Source organism: Citrobacter sp. RHBSTW-00859 (assembly GCF_013729795.1).
Classification (GTDB): domain Bacteria; phylum Pseudomonadota; class Gammaproteobacteria; order Enterobacterales; family Enterobacteriaceae; genus Citrobacter; species Citrobacter braakii.
Window position 1 is genome coordinate 4,498,952 of sequence record NZ_CP056284.1, and the last position, 18,213, is coordinate 4,517,164.

Consider the following 18,213-nt stretch of genomic DNA (forward strand, 5'->3'; position numbering starts at 1 on the left):
CGCTCCGTTATTCTGCTCTGAGCACGGTCTGGCGGCCGTTAACCCGAAACGTCGCCTCACCATAACCGGCACTGACCAGCGTCCAGCCGGACACGGTTTCACCCTCTCCGACCAGGGCCACCTGCGACAGGTTGCTGTAGCCCCGGGGCGCGATGGCAGCCCAGGACTCTGCCCCCCGCTTCTCCACTCCCGTCAGCACAAAAGGCGCAGTGCGGGCCACGCGAAGGGATGGAGCAGAACGACGTGTGTCAGCGGGACGGGGCTTTTTTGCAGCAGGCTCGTTTTTTTTTACCGGTGAGGCGACAGGTGCGGCGGGTGCGGGTGCCGGCTGTGATTTCAGCGCTGTCAGCTGCTCAGTCAGCGCACTCAGGCGGGTTTCCAGCCCCTGCTGGGCGTCCTGAAGGGTTCGCAATGACTGACGCACGGCGTCGTCGCTGCCGGCCTGTTTCGCTGCTGCGCTCAGCTCCTGCTGCATCTCGCCAAGTTTTTTCCGGGTATCCTGCAGGCCGGTTTTGAGCGTGGTCACATCTGACTGCAGGGCCGCGACTGTCTCAACAGTGGCCGCTGTACTGCCCTGAGATTCAAGGCGTGCAAGGCGTTCATCAAGGTTCGATATGCCCAGACTGAAGGCGGTGTAGCCCAGCGCCAGAATGCCGGCCAGCGCCACACCGCTGGCAGCGCCCCAGATGAGGCGGCGGCGGGGACGCCAGCTGAATCTTTTACGGGCCGGAGCGGGGTCAGTATGGAATGGTTGCTGTTCGCTCATTTTCTCAGAAACCCTCCGCTGACAGGTTTAACGGGTACTGACTGAGGGGCGCTGATGGCCGGTTGTGACACGGCGGACGGCGCAGGCGTGGACCAGGTGCTGACCGGCGGCGGAAGCTGGGAGACCGGCAGCTGGTAGCCGTCGCGCAGGCTGTGGCAGACCACACGCTGTACATCATCCACCTCAAGCTGCCAGGCCGGACCGGCCAGGACCTGCAGGGCAGTACGCAGGCGCATCGGGCCCAGCTGGTACTGGACGGCCGGCAATGCCTGGCGGTAAAGCACGCCGTTGGCGGAGCCGGTCGCGCACAGGGAATAACCGGACTGGCGCAGGGCGTAACGCAGCGCATCCGCCACAGTAGGATGCAGGGATGACGGGATGCGAATATCAATAATTTGCGAGAGAGGGTCACGCTGGGCCGCCTGCGGATCGGTACTGACCAGCAGATAACGATCGTAGCGCACCACTTCCGGCGTCCGCGCATACTCGTCCGGAGAGACCGGCTGAACGTTGCGGGTGACGGTGGTGCCGGGTGTCGGGTCCGCAGGCTCACGTTGCTGCAACTTTTGCGGCTGGGAAACACAGCCCGCAAGGAGCAGCAGGGGAAGAACAGTGGCAAGCCTGCCTGGTGAAAATATGTTGTGAGAGGTGTTACGTTTCATCCGGAATTTTCCTGTACAGTGATAAAACAGCCCTCACTGTGCGGAATCAGTCCGGTTTCACTCAATTAACAACTGATTTTCCGTTGATGAAAAAAAACGCCGGCAAAAGCCAGCGTTTTTCACTAATAGCGCGCTGTCAGGCTACTTTATGGGGACGATGGGTCACATCGCCGCGGCCTTCAAGCAACCCCGCAATAGAAATGTCTTCGTCCAGCGCGTCCCAGTGGATACCACGGGGACTCAGTTCATAGCTGTTAAGCTGTTCAGTTGAAGCATGCAACAGGCGTGGAAACCATGCCAGCGGCACACCGATGGTACGGGCGTCGTTGAGTTCAACCCACATCGTGGCCTCATCGAAGCTGACCCGTTTAGCTGAAATAGTCATTCCAGGCCTCCAGAAACAATGCTTGGTTATCTTCAACGATCCCCGTCAGTTCTTTTAATACCCGTGAATTAAACCCATCGTTACTGGCCAGAGCCACTGATGGCGTTAACCAGAATTTGGCTTCACTACCTGCTTTCATTACGTGAATGTGTGCAGGTTCGAGCGGGTTACCTTCATTAGAATAAAAAAAGAACCGGAAACCGTTGATCCTCAGTATAACAGGCATGTCAGTTATCCTTAAATGCTGACCGGATTATGTGTAAGTTCAGAGCAACTGCCATAAAGGCTGTTCAGAGTGCATGGATTGCCGATTTTGGTACTCCATACCCGAATCCAATGAACGGTATATCGTCATCGAAGTCCATCGGTGGCGCACCGGCACTGCTGCCGGAAGCCTGGCCACTGTGAGTCGGTCCGGAAGGTTGCTGAGGCTGGCCCCAGTCATTCCGGGAAGACGTATTCTGACCGCTGCCGGACTGGCGACCGCCAAGCATCTGCATGGTGCCACCAATGTTTACCACCACCTCTGTGATGTATTTCTCCTGGCCAGACTGATCGGTCCATTTGCGTGTGCGCAGCTGGCCCTCGATGTAAACCTGGGAGCCTTTGCGCAGATATTCACCCGCAATTTCTGCCAGCTTGCCGAAAATAACCACCCGGTGCCATTCGGTCACTTCTTTCTGTTCACCGGACTGCTTATCACGCCAGCTCTCAGACGTGGCCAGAGAAAGGGTGGCAACTGCACTGCCATTGGGAATATAACGCACTTCAGGATCCTGGCCGAGATTACCGACAAGAATCACCTTGTTAACGCCGCGTGAGGACATAATCATTTCTCCTGTAAAGGATAAAGAAACACCCCGCGAACGGGGTGTGTCAGGTGCGCATCAGAATGAGTTTTCTGCGTAGTTTTGTTGTGCGGCAGAGCCATTCTGCGGCGGCACGGAGTCAGATTTTTCAGTCTTGTAGACCATGTCCTGGCCTATTTTGATCCAGTCCACCTTTATCAGGCGGGCTTTCAGACTGACACGCTGTTCGCCGGCATGCTCGCCCTTGTTCAGCGTAAATATGTCCGTGGACGGATTACTCAGGTTAAAGCCCAGCAGGACTTTTTTGTCTTCATCGACGGCTTTCTGGCAGCGGGCGATAAGGCTGGTAGCCTCTTTACCTGCGACAGAAATGTCAAAACGGACGTAGGCCGGATTGTCAGTCGGACCGCTCAGTGCATTGATTACGCAGCTGAGGAACGAGCCATTCTGATGGTTAACCTGGCGGATGTTGCTGAGATACCCGATGCCTTTAATAGTCAGGTTGAAGTACTCAGATTTTGCAGATGCAGAAGTATTGTTTGCAGACATGATGTTTTCTCCATGGAGGTAAAAATAGGTACGACGGAGAAACCATCTGCCCTGACGGGAGTGGTTTCCCGTCGGGGGTCAGGATCGGTTGAATCCTGAGAGTCTGGTATGTTGAAGGAACCTTCATCGCCGCGTCGTAATGCGCTTGTACAGGCGATATCTGCTTTCAAAGGTGCGCAGATGTACCAAAGTTTGCTCCCTTTCAGGTTACAGGAGCTTTCGCTGTAGCCACCCGAAGGCGATTCTCACAGGCTACTGAATCATTGGTGGTCGTATGAACGACGGTTTAGCACTTTTATAATTAAACCGTCCTCCCTGAATGTCAACGGTCAAAATGGAAAACGTGATCCGTAAAAATAAAAGGGCACCGTTTCCGGTGCCCTGGGGTCAGTGCCTTAACCTGCGGTCGTCTCATCTGTCTCCGGGGAATAATCCCGACGCGGTTTTCACGGAGTGCATGCGTCTTACAGGTCAGTTAGTGTGCAATAACTTCCTGCCAGGCCTGCTGGGGGTAAATCCCGTTAAAGTTTACCTTACAGCACCGTGGCCAGCGGGGCACCTATGCATCAAAGCCTGGCAACAATAGCAGAACCCGGCCCGGGGTTGTACAGTGAAATAGTTCAATACTGCGCGGATTATTCTGTTTTAGCCTTAACCGATGTTTTTTTACGCTTCGCTGCTTTCTTCTTACCTGTACTGATAATTCCCTCACAGTCCGGATAGCGTATGCACCCCCCAAAATCACCATTTTTACCTTTACGTTTACGCGGGGGTCCTTTGCATAACGGGCAGGGAGGCGTGACGGGAGCAGTAATTTTCACACTGTCCTGGCGGCCTTTTTCGACAAGGTGACGGGTCCACTGCAGCTGCTTTTGCATAAAGACCGCAAGCGACATTTTCCCCTGCGAAATATCATCCAGTGCCTGCTCCCATAATGCGGTCATGCCCGGGCTCGTCAGCGTTTCCGGCAGGGCCGCAATCAGCTCCCGGGCCATCTGCGTTGAGTGGATGTGCTTCCCTTTTTTCTCCAGATAGTGTCGTTTGAAGAGGGTTTCAAGCACGGCCGCACGCGTCGCCTCTGTGCCCAGACCGGCGTTATCACGCAGCACTTTCTTCAGCTTCGGGTCACTGACGAAACTGGCCGCGTTCTTCATGGCAGCAATCAGCGTCCCCTCCGTGAACGGTTTGGGCGGACTGGTTTTCATATCCTTAACCTCAGAACCGGTGACAGCGCAAATATCCCCTTTTGCCAGCGCCGGCAGCGCCATACTGTCACCGTCGACGTCCTCTTCATCGTCATCTTTTTCAGCCAGGAACAATGACTTCCAGCCCGTCACCACACCGACTTTCCCGCGTGTACGGAACAGCTGTCCACCGATATTGAAAGAGGCCTCCGTCACGTCAGATTCCTGCAGCGGAAGGAACTGGGCGAAATAATGCTGGCGAATCAGCTGGTAGACCTTCAGCTCATCGGCGCTGAGGCGTGACAAATCAAATGCCTGTCGGGTGGGAATGATGGCATGGTGCGCGGTGATTTTTTTGTCATTCCAGACACGCGAGACAAACTGCCTGTCCAGCTGATTCAGTACCGGGGCCACAGCCGGATCGGATTTCGCCACTGCCGCCAGCACGTCGGATATTTCCTGCTGCATGGAAGTTGGCAGAAAACCGCAGTCTGTACGGGGGTAGGTGGTCGCTTTGTGGGTTTCGTAAAGTGACTGAGCAATGGCGAGCACATCATTTGCGCCCATGCCGAATTTTCGGGAACAGACCTGCTGAAGGGTGCCCAGGTCAAAACAGAGGGGTGCCGCCGTTTTCTCCCGCTTCTGTGTCACCTCCAGTACCGCAGCCCTGCCCTGCTGCTGACACAGCTGTCCCACCGCCCGGGCAGCCTGAGGATTGATGCAACGCTTTTCCTCATCACAGTACTGCTCAACGGGCACCCAGCCAGCCCGGAACCGGACGCCCTCTTTTTCAATAAGCGCATGTACCTGCCACCAGGGCTTTGGCACGAAGGACGTAATTTCATTATCCCGGTTAACCACCATGGCAAGCGTCGGCGTCTGTACCCGCCCGACGGACAGCACTTCTGACACCCCTGAGTCACGGGCCTTGAGAGTATAAAGGCGGGTCAGGTTCATACCGATGAGCCAGTCAGCCTGGCTCCGGCCCTTGCCGGCATCGTACAGCAGGGCTGTTTTTTCTCCGGGAAGAATATTGCCCAGTGCTTCCTTCACACTGGCCTCATCCAGGGCTGACAACCAGAGCCGGCGTACCGCGCCACTGTAGCGGCAGTATTCCAGCAGCTCACGCGCGATCACCTCGCCCTCGCGGTCGGCATCGGTGGCGATGACCACCTCAGAGGCCTTTTTGAGCAGCTTACTGATAACAGTGAACTGCGATTTTGTCTGCTCCTTGACGACCATTTTCCAGGCCTCAGGCAGCACAGGCAGAACATCGGCACGCCACGGCCTGCCATACTGCTCGCCATAGGCTTCAGGGCTGGCAGTTTCGAGTAAATGGCCGACCGCCCAGGTCACAACGATGTTACCGCCGCTGATAAATCCCTGCTCACGCTTGCTGATGCCCAGCACGCGGGCAATATCCTTTGCCTGGGAGGGTTTTTCACACAGAAAGAGTTGCATGTGTTGCCTCCCGCATCAGCTTTTTTCACCCGCCGCAACAGCGCGGACATCATTCATCAGTTTCGTGACGCCGGACCGGGCCAGGCGCTGTGATGATGATGAGCGATAGACAACATAGAGCCTGCTGCCGGACCCGTTTTTTTCGATTTCGATATCCAGGTGATCACGTCCGTTCCAGTCGGAGCCCATTTTGTAGTAGCTGCCCGGCATGGCGTCCCAGACGGGATGCGCATCATCTTCAGCCGCCGCTTTCCAGTCCCCGTCATTTGCTGCCTGGCGCATGGACTCAAGCTCCTGCGTGGAAATGAATTTATAGTGCCGCTTTAAGCGGGCCGCTGCCGTATCCACATCGACCGGCACGGAGAACGTTTTATCGACGGACTGCATGGCCTGTTGCCCTGCCGGGCTCATCAGCGGCATCCCGCCACTTTCTCCGCTGCTGTTGCCGCCCAACGTTTTTGTCAGGTTTGCGGCTGTGTCACTGACCTGTTTATTAATCGCAGCCCAGTCCGTTGTTGCGCATCCGCTCAGTAAAAAGAAGGAGGTGAGGAGGAACACAGGACGAATCATATTATTCCTCCTCTGCTATGTTGTTTTTAAGCGGAGGTGAGAACGAAGAGCGTTTTTTACCGCTTAACACATCCGGATCAGGTTCGCCATTTCGCTCAATGGCAACAAGCCCTTGCGTGGTTTTTTCTGCAATATCACGGCGAGTCACTGCAAGTGTTCGGTAAGGCTGAATCACGCCATAGACCTGACGAACAGCATGGCCACCATTGTCCAGGATAGTGTCACGTTGCGAACGCGAAATCAGCCCGTAATGAAAAGCCTGGAAAGCTTTCATTGCTAACTGATCATATCCAACCAGAAGCCATACGCACCGGTATCCTAACGGTGAACGGCTGAAAACGCTGACATTTAACGGATCGGCTGATTCAACTTCCGAGAGCGTTACCCCTTTGGGTACGGCTGACAATATGGCATCCAGTGAACTGAAGTTTTCATTAATTTTAAGTGTTGCTCGTTGCAGGGCTTCTTCGAGCCGTACCAGAGCCATATCGGCATAGGGATTATCTGCCGCTGAGTCTCGGGAAGCATTACCAGCTCGCGCAATGGCTTGCGGCATGCTGATTATTTCAGGCCTCTTTTTTTTCACCCCTGTATCGTCCGGAGCATCACGTTTCCTGCCCTCCCAAAGCCGGATTGCATAATGTGTATGGAGCAGGATATTAACAGAGGACTGTAGGGCCCCCGCTCGTGAAGCGGTCGTTCCGCCCTTTGTTTTACCATCAGACATGTCTAACGCCTCTCTTTAGTGGGTAATGAGTTTTGACACGCTTGAGATAGTCCGGGCGAGAGGGGTATATGAACAACTTAAAATCAGATCGTCACCATTACAAATTTGCAGGACCTTCATCTCTTTTATGGCGAAGAAATATTGCCTGGCTTTTAAGCACTGTTGCCACTGGCAACAGTGCTTACTTTTTAGTCAGTGTTGCCACTGGCAACAGCGCTCACTTTTTAGCCAGCATTTTTGCTGACAAAAGTGCAAGACTTCATGCGCCGCTGCCTGTAAAAATCTGCAATCTCATGAATTTATGATTTTTTCCCGAATTTTCTTCACCAGATCCCTGATATTTTCCTCCGATACCGGGCGGGCAGAGGCGCGTGGTTCGGGTTTCCATTGTTGCTGTTCGGGACGCTGAACTGTTTTTTGCCCGACACTGTCAGATATATCGCCACCCTGACGGGGCGCGTATAACCTGCCCTCACGCGCTTTCTTCATCACGGCCAGCAACCAGCCTACCGGGTTGCTGAGCTGCTGGCGTGCCATCACCTTTTGCAGGCTGAGCAGCACAAGTTGTGCCTGCTCCTCAGGCAACGCCTGCAGCTGTGCGGTCAGCATGGCAATATCTTCTGCCGGAACAAGTTCATGCAGACTGTCGGGAAGCACAGGTTTACCCGGTACGTACGTATTTTTATTCACACTGTGTGTGATACTACGTACGTAATGGTTCGGTTTCCGAACCCGGCCATAACTGACTGTTTTTACTGGCAGTACGGATTCCGAACTTAGTGAGTTGTTATGCCTTTCTGGACTGAGTTCGGTATCCGAACCCTGTTTTTTAGCGGCGATTCCTGGCCGTTTATGACTGAGTTCGGTTTCCGAACCCGGTGCGGGACAGGGTATTCGGTGATGATGTTTCGCCATCTGGCTGGGCGTCTGTGGGCGGTCCAGACGCGATTCGATCAGCGCAAGATGGCTGCGATAATGGCGCATGGTGGGGTCGTTTTTTATATCGTCGAGCACTTCGCGGGCGGTCTGGCTGATAGTCCGGTTTTTACTCAGGCAGGCATCCGCCACCGTATCAAGGAAGCGGGGGTCGAGCATTTCCGCATCGCTGAACGTCAGGGGCTCATCGTGCTGAGCATAGATATTCCCCCGCACCCGCCCTTTATCATCCCGCACGCGTTTACAGAGGCTGAGCCAGCCGGTTATTCGCAGCATAAGCAGGACGCGGCTTACCGTTTCCCTTGAGGCTTTCCCCTTTCCGGGTGAGGCAAGCTGCAGCTGCAGTTCGTCATAGCTGGGGAAAACCGCCCCCTCATTATTTTGTGCATACAGCCGGATCATCATCCAGCCCATCTTGTCCAGTGGTGACAACCGCGTGTCGAGCAACAGCCGGCGGGGAATGGAATCATGCACATTTCCAGTAAACAGCAGGCCGTTACGTATCCTGCCATCATCCCGCCGGGGACTGGCCGCAAGGCGGGCATTCATTTTATCCAGCGTATAAGCAATCAGGCTTTCTGCAGGCAGACTCATTATTTTTCCTTTTCGGCCGCCATCACGGCCGTTCTGAACTGTCAGTATGCTTAGTACTGCACCCGCGTACGGGTGCAGGGTAAACAGGCTGTCATGCTGCTATTTCCGTATGGCGCTGTTATAGCGTTCGTGGCTGAGAAGAAGCCATGTCCGGCCTTCGTTGCGACTCAGCAGACGCCAGAACGGGCCGAGATCGATTTTGTAGTAACCGCAGCCTTTCTCATCGAGCCGGGTGTAATTACGCGCCCCCTGCCGGAAACGGCGAACCTGACGTAACGCCTTTTGACAGCATTGCGGCGGCGTACCATGGGGAGCCCGCAGGCCCGGCGCAACCATTCTGTATTTCATGCCGTCTTCCTTACCGGCGTTCGGGCCGGAGAAGGCTGCCGGGTCTTGTGCCAGCCGCGGACGGCATGCCAGACCGACGTCAGCGAGACGTTCATCTGTTCTGCAGCCAGCATCATTACGTCCAGCCCGTCAGCACTTTCCGCGTCTTCAACGCCGGACTTTTGCCACTGACGCCACAGGGCGGCGTTTTCCTCATCACCCAGTGCGTTACCGCGCCCCGGCCGGACATCGATACCGGCAATGCGACGGCGGGCCGCCACGTCCGTACTGGAGAGCCCGAAGTAATTGGCCATCAGTTCAATGGAGCCGCCCAGCGCCAGCGCCCGATCGATACGCTGGAGTCGTTTCTGTTCCGTCCGGGCCTGCTGTAGCATGCGCACCAGATTGCCGTGATTGATGCCCACACTGATGATCGACACCTCACTGCCGGAAAGGTAGTGAAGCTCTTCGAGCGAGAGCCCCTGCAGCATCTGCATTTCCTCGCGGTTCAGTCCCAGCGATTCGCAGCGGCGGAGATAGCCACTTCTGAGATCCATAACCAGCTGCATCAATAATCCGTTTGCAGCCTGAGATAAACTGTTCATCATTCCCCCTTAATCCTGACGGTAACCAATGGCTGCCGGACCCCGGCCGCTGACACCCTGATGAAGACGGGCATTTTGTCCGGCTTCATACCCCTGATAACGTGCTGTATCCGCCCCGCGGCAGGCTTTCAGTTCACGGGTTGTGACTGTTTTCATACTGCGGCTTTCCAGCCAGTGACTCATCACCTGCTGCTCCTCGCTGCTGATGTCAGTTGCCGATATCACCTCACGCACCCCACATACCCAGCCGTCACGGAACTGCTCCGCTCTCGCCCGGCGTGTGGCCAGTTTCAGCCGCTTACTCTGGGTTTTGAGATAAGAATTTGTGGCATCTTTCAGCTGGCGCGTCAGCACATCAAAGGCATAGGCTGCTATCTCAGGTTTTTCACTGAATCCGTAAAAGGTTACCGAACGGCGATACCCGGCAGAGGTCTGACGCCATGAGTAATAAGCCTGGCAGCCAAAGGCATGACAGACGCCCCGGACAAGGGTCACCATCCATTCCGGAACTTTTTCAGCATCCGAAGGGGCCGTGCGGGAAGACGCTTCGCGCACGGATGTAAGGCCGGCATCAAGCTCGCTGATACCGTATCTGGCCATCAGCTTCTGGGCACGCTGCAGGGCCAGTCCTGCCTCATGGGCATTACTGTTGCTGCGGCCCAGCTTCAGCAGTTTCCTGACAAGATTCAGCAGTCGCAACTGTCGCTGTGAGTTATTCATCACTGTTATCCTCCCCGTACTTCAGACCGCGTTGCAGCTCCCGGAGACGGCGCATAACGCGCATCAGGCGGAGCAGTTTCAGAGCATCTTCATCTGTCAGGGCAGGTGCTTCCCCCTCACCCGGGCCGCCGGTGAAAAGCTCCGGCAGACCACACACCCCTGCCGCCGGATGCAGCACAGGCGCTTCGCCGGTCAGGCCCAGCAGAAATGCGGCGGCTTCAGAACACACCTCACCTGCCCCGACGTAACCGGCAGACATGTCCTTGTCGCGTTGAGGAAGAATTTCATCTTCGCAGCCAAGGACCTCACCCAGCTCCCATGCCAGACGAAAAGCGGTATTCTGCAGGTGTTCGATATCGTCCTGATGGGCCGGCACATGCCAGATGCTGTCATTACTCACCGGCGCGTCATCCTGCAGGACAACTTCAGGTTCTGGTGTTAAAAGAGAAAGCAGGCCATCCTCCCCATTGTCCTCTTCTCCACCATTCTCTTCTCCGTACCCATCGGAGAGGGTAACCAGCCCGCTAACATCCCCACTCTCACCTGAAATAACCGGCGCGGCACCGTACATATCTGGCTGAACCTCATGCCGAGGGGGCTCATTAATCGGTGTTTCAGAAGGAGAAGACGCATTACCCGGAACGGGCGTTACAGCCCCTCCTGAGACCTCAGGACGTGAACTGGAGACAGGTAGCGGGACGCCTTCACTCTCATCTGAGCCTGTGGTATGCAGGGCGTGATCAGCATTAACAGACTTGTTTGCGGCGGGAAAGGCAACCGTCTCCGGCTCGCCAAAGTGATGTCTGCGGTTGCGTTCTTTAGGATCGAGTTCCATCATCCAGCGGTCATAGTCCAGTTCCGGATGGGGTAACGCCTGCAGTAAATCACCAATAAATTCATCGCGAAACATCTCCAGAGACCACAGTTCCGGGGAGTTGAAACGGCCACAACACTGGCCAAAAACGTCGCTGAAGGATTTATCGCCTGTGTCTGAAATCAGGCAAAACTCATCCCACACGCGTTCCGCATCATGCCGGAGCGCCAGCAGTGACGTTATTTGTGGCCTGCCAAGCCCGGACTCAAGCAGGTCTGGGATCCACGGATAAAGATATTTCAGCGCATCTTCCATACGGCTGACTGTTGAGTAATGGACTGGCAAACCTTCACGGGTCAGTAGCTCTGACAACTGACGCAACGAAACCGTCTTTCCCATCTGCTCTTCATATATAGAGCGGGCTTTGTGGATCCCCTGCGCTTTTTCAATAAAACTCAGCTCCCCGCGCACTTCATTCTCTGCCAGATGGCCAATAACACACTGCAGCCGTCCCGGCCACGGCTTGAACAACACATGGACGCGGAAAAACCGGTCTTCTCCGGTTTCCTGCCACAGTTCTGACAGGATCTGATAACGTGTATTACCCCCGTCGCTGAAGATGTACATATCGGGCTCACCATCCGGGTCACGGGTGACTTTGGGCACGGTGTCCAGCCCGCGCGAACGGATGGAAGCCTTGATATCGTCATAACGCGGATTGCGTGATGTTCGCGGATTATCAGGATTCGGGCTTAACTGGTCGAGCGTCAGGACCATGGGCATTTCAGCCGCCGGCATGACGCTGATATTGCCGGCCGCCTGCGACTGGCGTCCGGGCTGCAGCATGGCAGCCCCCACATTAGAACTTTTACGGCTCATGCCTGTTTCCTCCCGCTGCGGTAACCGAAGTCATAGCTGCCTTCCTGAAACTCCGAAAAGAGGGTGTAACGCCCGTCAAATTTGACTTTTACCGTGCCGGTTGGCCCCTGCCGCTGCTTGCCGACAATGATCTCAGCCACCCCGGCATCAGGGGTGCCGGGGTTATAAACCTCATCCCGGTAAATAAACATGATGAGGTCCGCATCCTGCTCCAGCGCACCGGAGTCACGCAGGTCACCATTATTGGGGCGTTTATCGGCCCGCTGCTCCACCAGGCGGTTGAGCTGGGAAAGCGCCAGTACCGGACAGCCCAGCTCTTTACCGAGCGCCTTAAGCGAGCGGGAAATTTCCGCTATTTCCTGCGTGCGGTTTTCCTGCTCGGGGGAGCGGACAAGCTGCAGATAGTCCAGCATGATGAGAGAGGGTCTGCCGTATTTGCGGACATAGCGACGGGCGCGGGCGCGCAGTGTGGCCGGGGTCTGGTAACTGGTATCATCAATGATCAGACGGTTTTTCCACTCAATAATGCGACCGGTTGCCTCGGACACGCGAGCCCAGTCTTCATCATCCATGTTGCCGCTGCGAAGCCGGGACAGTTCCACCCGGCCTTCCATCGCCAGCAGGCGCATCATCAGCTGCTCTGAGGGCATTTCAAGACTGAACACAAAGACGTGATCGTCAGGTTTTGCGCTCACGGCCGCTGTGCAGGCGGCCATGGCCAGCGACGTTTTCCCCATGGAAGGACGGGCGGCCAGCAGGGCCAGATCGCCGGGCTGGAGACCACAGGTCATCGCGTCCAGTTCACTGAACCCTGTCGGTGTCCCGGTGAGGCCGTCACTGGCGGACATGCTTTCCAGCTGCGTCAGCAGTTTATCCAGCGCCTCGTTAACACCGGTCTCACTGTTGAGCTGCATGGCTCCCTGTTCGGCAATGTTAAACAACTTACCTTCGGCCGACTCAAGAATGCCCGCCGAGCTGGCTTTCGGGGCTTGCACATCGGAAAGAAGACTGTTACCCACAGTCATCAGCTGCCGCAGGCGGCTTTTCTCCGCCACCACCCCGGCGTATGCCAGGATATTGGCTGCAGACGGCGTGTTTTTACTCATTTCAGCCAGATAAGCAAAGCCGCCACACTGTTCAAGGTCGCCTCTGTTCTCCAGCCGTTCCGTAATAGTGATGAGATCGAGCGGTAGCCCTTCTCCGGCCAGCTCGGCCATCACGCGAAAGACCATACGGTGCGGCCGGGAAAACAAATCTTCCGGGGAGATTTGCAGTATCACCTCATCCCACCGGTCGTTATCAAGCATCAGTCCGCCCAGTACGGCCTGCTCAGCCTCATAAGAGCAGGGCATCATCATCTCAGACATGACGCACCTCCCGGGTCAGAACGTCACTGAAATGGCTCTGCCACTCGGGGAACAGTTCAGACGCGAGGTCGTGCATGGTGACGGCTGCGGCCGGACCTTTGCGGCGTGTTTTGTATTCCAGACGATGCACGGGCTGCTGCTTGACGTGCCCCAGTTTGAAAATATCCAGCGCCTCGATACGGGTATCGAGTAAACGATAAACGTCACGGTTGCCCAGCGCAGAGGCGTCGTAATGTTTTTCGTTAATGATGGCGGCAAGACCGTCCATTGCTTCACGGTCAAGCAGAGTGTTTTCGATACAGTTGACGAGAATGGAAATATCAGGAAGGCGGATACCGTAATTTTCATAGGTTTTCAGGCGGGTAAGCATATGAAGGGAGCCGCGGATAAATTCACGGACATCCGGAAGGATGGGTTTAACAACGCCCATCACATTACCGGTAGAGGAAAGGAGGGAAAGCTCGGTCATGACGCCTGTTGCGCCTTTCGAATCCACAATAATGACGTCATAACGGTTAAAGAAAGGATGCTGAAGTATGTTACGCAGGCGCAGACGGCCGTCTGCAGCGTGGAGCATCGCGGTCGGCAACAGTTCGTCCGGGTCGTTAGAGTAGATGACATCGAGATTTTTTATGGCGGTCTGCGAAATGCATTGCGTATGGTCACTGACCATCTGCATCAGCAATTCATAGAGACCGAAAGGGGATTCATGCTCCAGCGCGAAGATACTGCTGGCTGTGGGCTGGGAATAGTCTGCATCCACAAGAAGGGTGTTCAGGCCGGCATCGGCAAGAAAACCGGCAAGGTAAGCAGCAAACGTGGATTTGCCTTCTCCACCTTTGGGAGAGATAACGGGAAGTATTTTCATTTTGCACACTCTTTACAGTATGCAAATACGCCTGTTTACAAACTATTAACTTTGACTCAGGGATTGAAAATCCCCGTGTCCTTGGTTCGATTCCGAGTCCGGGCACCACTATTTAAAGAACCCAGCCTATGGCTGGGTTTTTGCTTTCTGGGATTCTGGTAGATTTCTGGTCATTCTGACCACTAATGTCGCTGCTTTACCTCTTGAGCCCCATCTGAGTATCTCCCTTTAGCGACAACTTACTCTTCCGGTCACTGTACCAACCTCTGCTGGTCTTCACGCTGCCAATAAACACTATTTCCTGCCGGTATACCTGCTGGTGAATTGATCACAGCAAGGCAGCATCCGGTCTTTGTCCGGTCAGGGAGAGTGAAGCATCATTGCTTTCTTTTGTGTGGCCCTATGATGCTTGAGATTTCACATACTTAGTATCATGATACCAACAAATATGAATCAAAAAATCGAATCTGCCCATGGCAGATTGAGAACTTGTGGGCTATCTCTGGTGCTTTACCTGCATAAAGCTTCAGCTAAGACATCGGGGCGATGTCTTAGATCTACATTCAGAAGGAATTCATGTGACTGTTAGTGTAGCAATATGCTCTGTAGCTGACCTGCTTACAGGTAAACAAATTAAAACCGGTACATGTGACACAATCAGCAGCAATTTTTCTATACCAGAGTATCAACGCCCTTATATATGGCAAGATAGGCAAATCGCGAGGTTGTTAAAGGATATAGCGGAACACCAAGCCCATTCAAGCACTATGCCCTATTATTTAGGTAGTGTCATTTTGCATGCTGATGGTGAGAGCCTTAATATCATCGACGGTCAGCAACGCTTGACCACTTTAGCATTAATGGCTCATCTTAATGGGCAATTTACTGATTTTTCGATGCATTATAACTCACCAATTAGTCAACGGCAGATAGTGCATAATCTTGCCTGGTTAAAACAGCATTCTGGCGAGTGGCTAGAATTGATTGATTTTAATCTATTGCAGTTCTCACTAGTCATCACTCGTTCTGAAGATCAAGCCTACCAATTTTTTGAAACTCAAAATACTGGAGGTGTACGTCTGAATGGCGATCAAATCATCAAAGCACACCATCTGCGAGCAATTGGCGAAAAAGATAAGCTATCCATTGATCGCTTTGCCAGGCGTTGGGAAGCACTCGGTGATTTGTCTAATATTGTTGATTTACTGGTTAGAGGGCGCTACTGGCAGTATTTGCATTTTAGAGAATATCCGCTGCATAACCAGAAGGCGCTAATTAGAAACTGCATTGTCAATGAGTTGGCAGAAAACACGGGTAAGGGAGAAGATACTGCCTTTGGTCGCATCACTCGTACTTATTCAGCTAGCGGCACAGAAAGTTTATCTCAAGCACAAGTGGGATATGATTTAAGGCAACCTCTCAATAGTGGTGTAAATACTATTCACTACCTTCAGTATTTTGAAAAACTTCGTCAAACTTATCTACTGCACGGTGAAATGAGCTCAACACTAAAAGGATTCAGTGATTTTTATAATCATTTCATTTGCAAACTAGAAGGCTGTAGTTATCTCAAACAACTACTGGATACTGCACTATTGCTTTATATAAGTCAGTTTGGTCAAATAAATTTAGAAGTGGCTGCAAAAAAGCTATTTAGGGTTATTTATTCGCGTCGCATTGAGAACCAAACCGCCGTAAAAGAAAGGTCAATACCTGCTTTTATACAAGAAACACCAGTACTTGACTGGATTGCAACAAGTTTTACGGTCGAACAACTTTTTTCGAAGCTGGATGGTTTTGACTTAAAGGTGAATAGCAATGGACTCGGCGAGGATGACAACACTGTCAAAAAACGCTTTGTTATACGCGTGATAGAGCATTTTGACCTATCAATCAGTCAAAGTAATTTTAAAACACAATTCGGTCCTAATTTTGATAAATATATAAAAGGCCTGGAGGTCAGAAATGGATAAGGAACAAGGTGTTAAAACGGAGATTCTAACACTAGAAACTGTGCTTAATAAAGGCTATCAGTTTTCAATCCCAAGCTATCAACGCCCTTATGTTTGGAGTGATGATGACGTATTACTGCTATTTAATGATATTAAAGATGCTTGCTTTGCTGGCGACAAAAATTACTTCATTGGCACTGTTCTTTCATCCTTGCTGGAACAAAACACTCATAAAATATATGAACTGATTGATGGTCAGCAACGCACAACAACTTTGATGCTAATTGCTATTGCTTTTAAGACTGCTGGTAGCAAGACTCTTTTGACTGATGTGATTGTATATGAGAATAAACCCAGGTTGCAGTTTGCAATTCGAGAGCAAGTCCAGAATTTATTGGGAAGTCTTGCTGGACTAAAATCCTTTGAAAAACCGTCTGATGAATCGATTGCACAAAACCACTACCTTAAGCAACTAGATATAGCGCTAACTGTTTTAACCAAAGAAATCGCTAAGCTTAAACAGCAATCGGCGCAAAATTTTGAGTTATTGGGAAAATATATTTTTAGCCAAGTACAATGGGTAAATAATGTTGTTCCCGTACAAATGGATTTAAATCGCTTGTTTGCCACGATGAATACAACCGGCATTCAGTTAGAGCAAACAGACATTTTAAAGGCAAAATTACTAAAGCGAATTAAAACACATAAATCGCAATATGAAGCAATTTGGGTTTCCTGTGAACATATGGAAAACTACTTTGAAAGAAATGTTAGAAAAACATTTAAAAAAGCTGACTGGAAAAATATTCAACCGCAAGAGCTTTCTACATTTAGTTTAAATAAATTTACTATTACTGAAGAACCAACGAAAAAAAATGACTCAGGATTATCCATTGCTCAACTTGCTGAACAAATTGAGAGTCAATTTACTCCAGAGGACACAGTACCAGAACAATTGGAATCAGATGAGTTGGATATCGAGACAGTATATTGTCGTTCAATCATTGGTTTCCCTTTGTTACTTATTCATGCTTATCGTGTATTTCTTGCATTGAATGAACAAAAAGATATCATTCCAAGACTGCATAGTGATAGGTTACTTGAAATCTTTGAGCCACTTATTAATTCCGATGAATGCACAGTAAAAGATTTCATAGAAATGCTTTGGCAAGTACGCTACCAGTTTGATACATGGGTTGTTAAATGGGTCGAAAAGGATGATAACCTAGATGCGCATCTTGCATTAGCTAATGTTTCTCGTAGCATCTCCAAAGGGAAATACTACTTAAACCGGTCTCCTAAACCATTAAGTGACCTGGTAATGCTGCAAAGTGTTCGTAATTTTACTGGTGAACGCAGTGCGCAATATTGGTTAACACCATTTATTGCATCACTGATTCGTAGAGAAGTTGGCGGCACAGAAGATAAACGCGCATGTCGGATACTTGAACGCATTGATAATCGAATGTCTCTTGCATTAGACAGCCAAAAAGAGGCAAGTTTTAAACAGGCTAAATGGTTAAAACCTAAGACTAAACCCTGGGATGAGCTGGTAACATATTTCAACGAATCGCATGGTATCGGATTTGAACACTATTGGTTCCAAAAACTAGAATATATACTATGGAAATCATTAAATAATACCGTTCTGCCAGAAAAAGATCTAATCAAATTTGAACAATATCGTATTACTTCTAAAAACTCCGTAGAACATGTTCACCCACAGCAAGAAGAATATGGTAATAGACTCACTGAAACACCTTTAAACTCTTTTGGTAACCTAGTGCTATTGAGCCCTGGAGATAATTCATCTTATAGCAATCAATCAGTCGCAAAGAAAAAAGCAGACTTTGAAGCCAAACCTCGATTTGACTCGTTAAAATTGAGAGCTATTTTCCGCTCCAAGACTAACTTTGATGAGGGTTGGACTGAAAAAAATATTAAAAATCATAAAAACGCGATGATTAAGTTGCTAACAGAGCATTACGGAAAAAATTCTGAATAGCATACCTAAATACAGGTCAGGAACGTTTACCAG

19 protein-coding genes are annotated in these 18,213 nt (G+C 51.8%); 3 read left to right on the forward strand and 16 right to left on the reverse strand.

All coding sequences use genetic code 11. The annotated features are described in order from the left end of the window. Positions 1–7 precede the first annotated feature (7 nt). The 9 genes from HV302_RS22480 to HV302_RS22520 all read right to left on the reverse strand — a co-directional run bounded on the left by HV302_RS22480 (position 8) and on the right by HV302_RS22520 (position 7,113). Entirely contained in the window at positions 8–766 is a 759-nt protein-coding gene (locus tag HV302_RS22480) for a hypothetical protein (RefSeq protein ID WP_016807970.1), read from the reverse strand. Continuing rightward, positions 763–1,428: a PFGI-1 class ICE element type IV pilus protein PilL2 gene (gene pilL2 / locus HV302_RS22485; RefSeq protein ID WP_016807971.1), complete on the reverse strand. Its 666-nt coding sequence runs from the start codon at positions 1,426–1,428 to the stop codon at positions 763–765. The genes HV302_RS22480 and pilL2 overlap by 4 nt, the downstream gene beginning before the upstream one ends. A 136-nt stretch (positions 1,429–1,564) precedes the next feature. After that, entirely contained in the window at positions 1,565–1,813 is a 249-nt protein-coding gene (locus HV302_RS22490; RefSeq protein WP_004115558.1) for a DUF2442 domain-containing protein, read from the reverse strand. Further along, a complete protein-coding gene (locus tag HV302_RS22495; protein ID WP_016807972.1) occupies positions 1,797–2,039 on the reverse strand; it encodes a DUF4160 domain-containing protein in 243 nt (80 codons plus the stop codon). The genes HV302_RS22490 and HV302_RS22495 overlap by 17 nt, the downstream gene beginning before the upstream one ends. Before the next feature lie 64 nt (positions 2,040–2,103). After that, positions 2,104–2,640, reverse strand: coding sequence for a single-stranded DNA-binding protein (locus tag HV302_RS22500; protein WP_016807973.1), 537 nt, complete (start codon positions 2,638–2,640; stop codon positions 2,104–2,106). 60 nt (positions 2,641–2,700) lie between these two features. Further along, positions 2,701–3,171 (reverse strand): STY4534 family ICE replication protein, encoded by a 471-nt coding sequence (locus tag HV302_RS22505; protein ID WP_016807974.1) that lies wholly within the window; start codon positions 3,169–3,171, stop codon positions 2,701–2,703. 635 nt (positions 3,172–3,806) lie between these two features. Then, entirely contained in the window at positions 3,807–5,816 is a 2,010-nt protein-coding gene (locus HV302_RS22510; protein WP_016807975.1) for a DNA topoisomerase III, read from the reverse strand. Between the two features lie 15 nt (positions 5,817–5,831). Next, on the reverse strand, positions 5,832–6,386 hold the full coding sequence (locus HV302_RS22515) for a hypothetical protein (protein WP_016807976.1): 555 nt from the start codon (positions 6,384–6,386) through the stop codon (positions 5,832–5,834). 1 nt (position 6,387) lies between these two features. Then, the gene (locus HV302_RS22520) at positions 6,388–7,113 is read right to left on the reverse strand and encodes a PFL_4669 family integrating conjugative element protein (protein ID WP_016807977.1); all 726 of its coding nucleotides are present in this window, start codon (positions 7,111–7,113) and stop codon (positions 6,388–6,390) included. Positions 7,114–7,181: 68 nt separating this feature from the next. Between HV302_RS22520 and HV302_RS22525 the strand changes: the two genes are divergently transcribed. Next, positions 7,182–7,418: a hypothetical protein gene (locus HV302_RS22525; protein ID WP_134892789.1), complete on the forward strand. Its 237-nt coding sequence runs from the start codon at positions 7,182–7,184 to the stop codon at positions 7,416–7,418. Here HV302_RS22525 and HV302_RS22530 read toward each other — a convergent pair. From HV302_RS22530 to HV302_RS22560, 7 genes are all read right to left on the reverse strand, one after another. Continuing rightward, a complete protein-coding gene (locus HV302_RS22530; protein WP_016807978.1) occupies positions 7,405–8,643 on the reverse strand; it encodes an STY4528 family pathogenicity island replication protein in 1,239 nt (412 codons plus the stop codon). The genes HV302_RS22525 and HV302_RS22530 overlap by 14 nt on opposite strands. Positions 8,644–8,742: 99 nt before the next feature. After that, positions 8,743–8,991 (reverse strand): ParE family toxin-like protein, encoded by a 249-nt coding sequence (locus HV302_RS22535; protein ID WP_004115572.1) that lies wholly within the window; start codon positions 8,989–8,991, stop codon positions 8,743–8,745. Further along, positions 8,988–9,578 (reverse strand): DUF2857 domain-containing protein, encoded by a 591-nt coding sequence (locus tag HV302_RS22540; protein WP_006777722.1) that lies wholly within the window; start codon positions 9,576–9,578, stop codon positions 8,988–8,990. The genes HV302_RS22535 and HV302_RS22540 overlap by 4 nt, the downstream gene beginning before the upstream one ends. Before the next feature lie 6 nt (positions 9,579–9,584). After that, the gene (locus HV302_RS22545; protein WP_016807979.1) at positions 9,585–10,295 is read right to left on the reverse strand and encodes a DUF2786 domain-containing protein; all 711 of its coding nucleotides are present in this window, start codon (positions 10,293–10,295) and stop codon (positions 9,585–9,587) included. After that, positions 10,288–11,988, reverse strand: a complete 1,701-nt coding sequence (locus tag HV302_RS22550; protein ID WP_016807980.1) for a ParB family protein — start codon at positions 11,986–11,988, stop codon at positions 10,288–10,290. The genes HV302_RS22545 and HV302_RS22550 overlap by 8 nt, the downstream gene beginning before the upstream one ends. Then, positions 11,985–13,355, reverse strand: coding sequence for an SPI-7-type island replicative DNA helicase (gene dnaB-PI, locus HV302_RS22555; RefSeq protein ID WP_004115579.1), 1,371 nt, complete (start codon positions 13,353–13,355; stop codon positions 11,985–11,987). Before dnaB-PI ends, HV302_RS22550 begins: the two co-directional genes overlap by 4 nt. Beyond that, the gene (locus tag HV302_RS22560; RefSeq protein ID WP_016807981.1) at positions 13,348–14,223 is read right to left on the reverse strand and encodes a ParA family protein; all 876 of its coding nucleotides are present in this window, start codon (positions 14,221–14,223) and stop codon (positions 13,348–13,350) included. The genes dnaB-PI and HV302_RS22560 overlap by 8 nt, the downstream gene beginning before the upstream one ends. 578 nt (positions 14,224–14,801) lie before the next feature. Between HV302_RS22560 and HV302_RS22565 the strand changes: the two genes are divergently transcribed. Both HV302_RS22565 and HV302_RS22570 read left to right on the forward strand, forming a co-directional pair. Further along, positions 14,802–16,196 carry a DUF262 domain-containing protein gene (locus HV302_RS22565; protein WP_124304438.1) on the forward strand — a complete coding sequence of 465 codons (1,395 nt, stop codon included), beginning with the start codon at positions 14,802–14,804 and terminating at the stop codon, positions 16,194–16,196. Next, positions 16,189–18,180 (forward strand): DUF262 domain-containing protein, encoded by a 1,992-nt coding sequence (locus HV302_RS22570; protein ID WP_124304439.1) that lies wholly within the window; start codon positions 16,189–16,191, stop codon positions 18,178–18,180. Before HV302_RS22565 ends, HV302_RS22570 begins: the two co-directional genes overlap by 8 nt. Positions 18,181–18,213 lie beyond the last annotated feature (33 nt).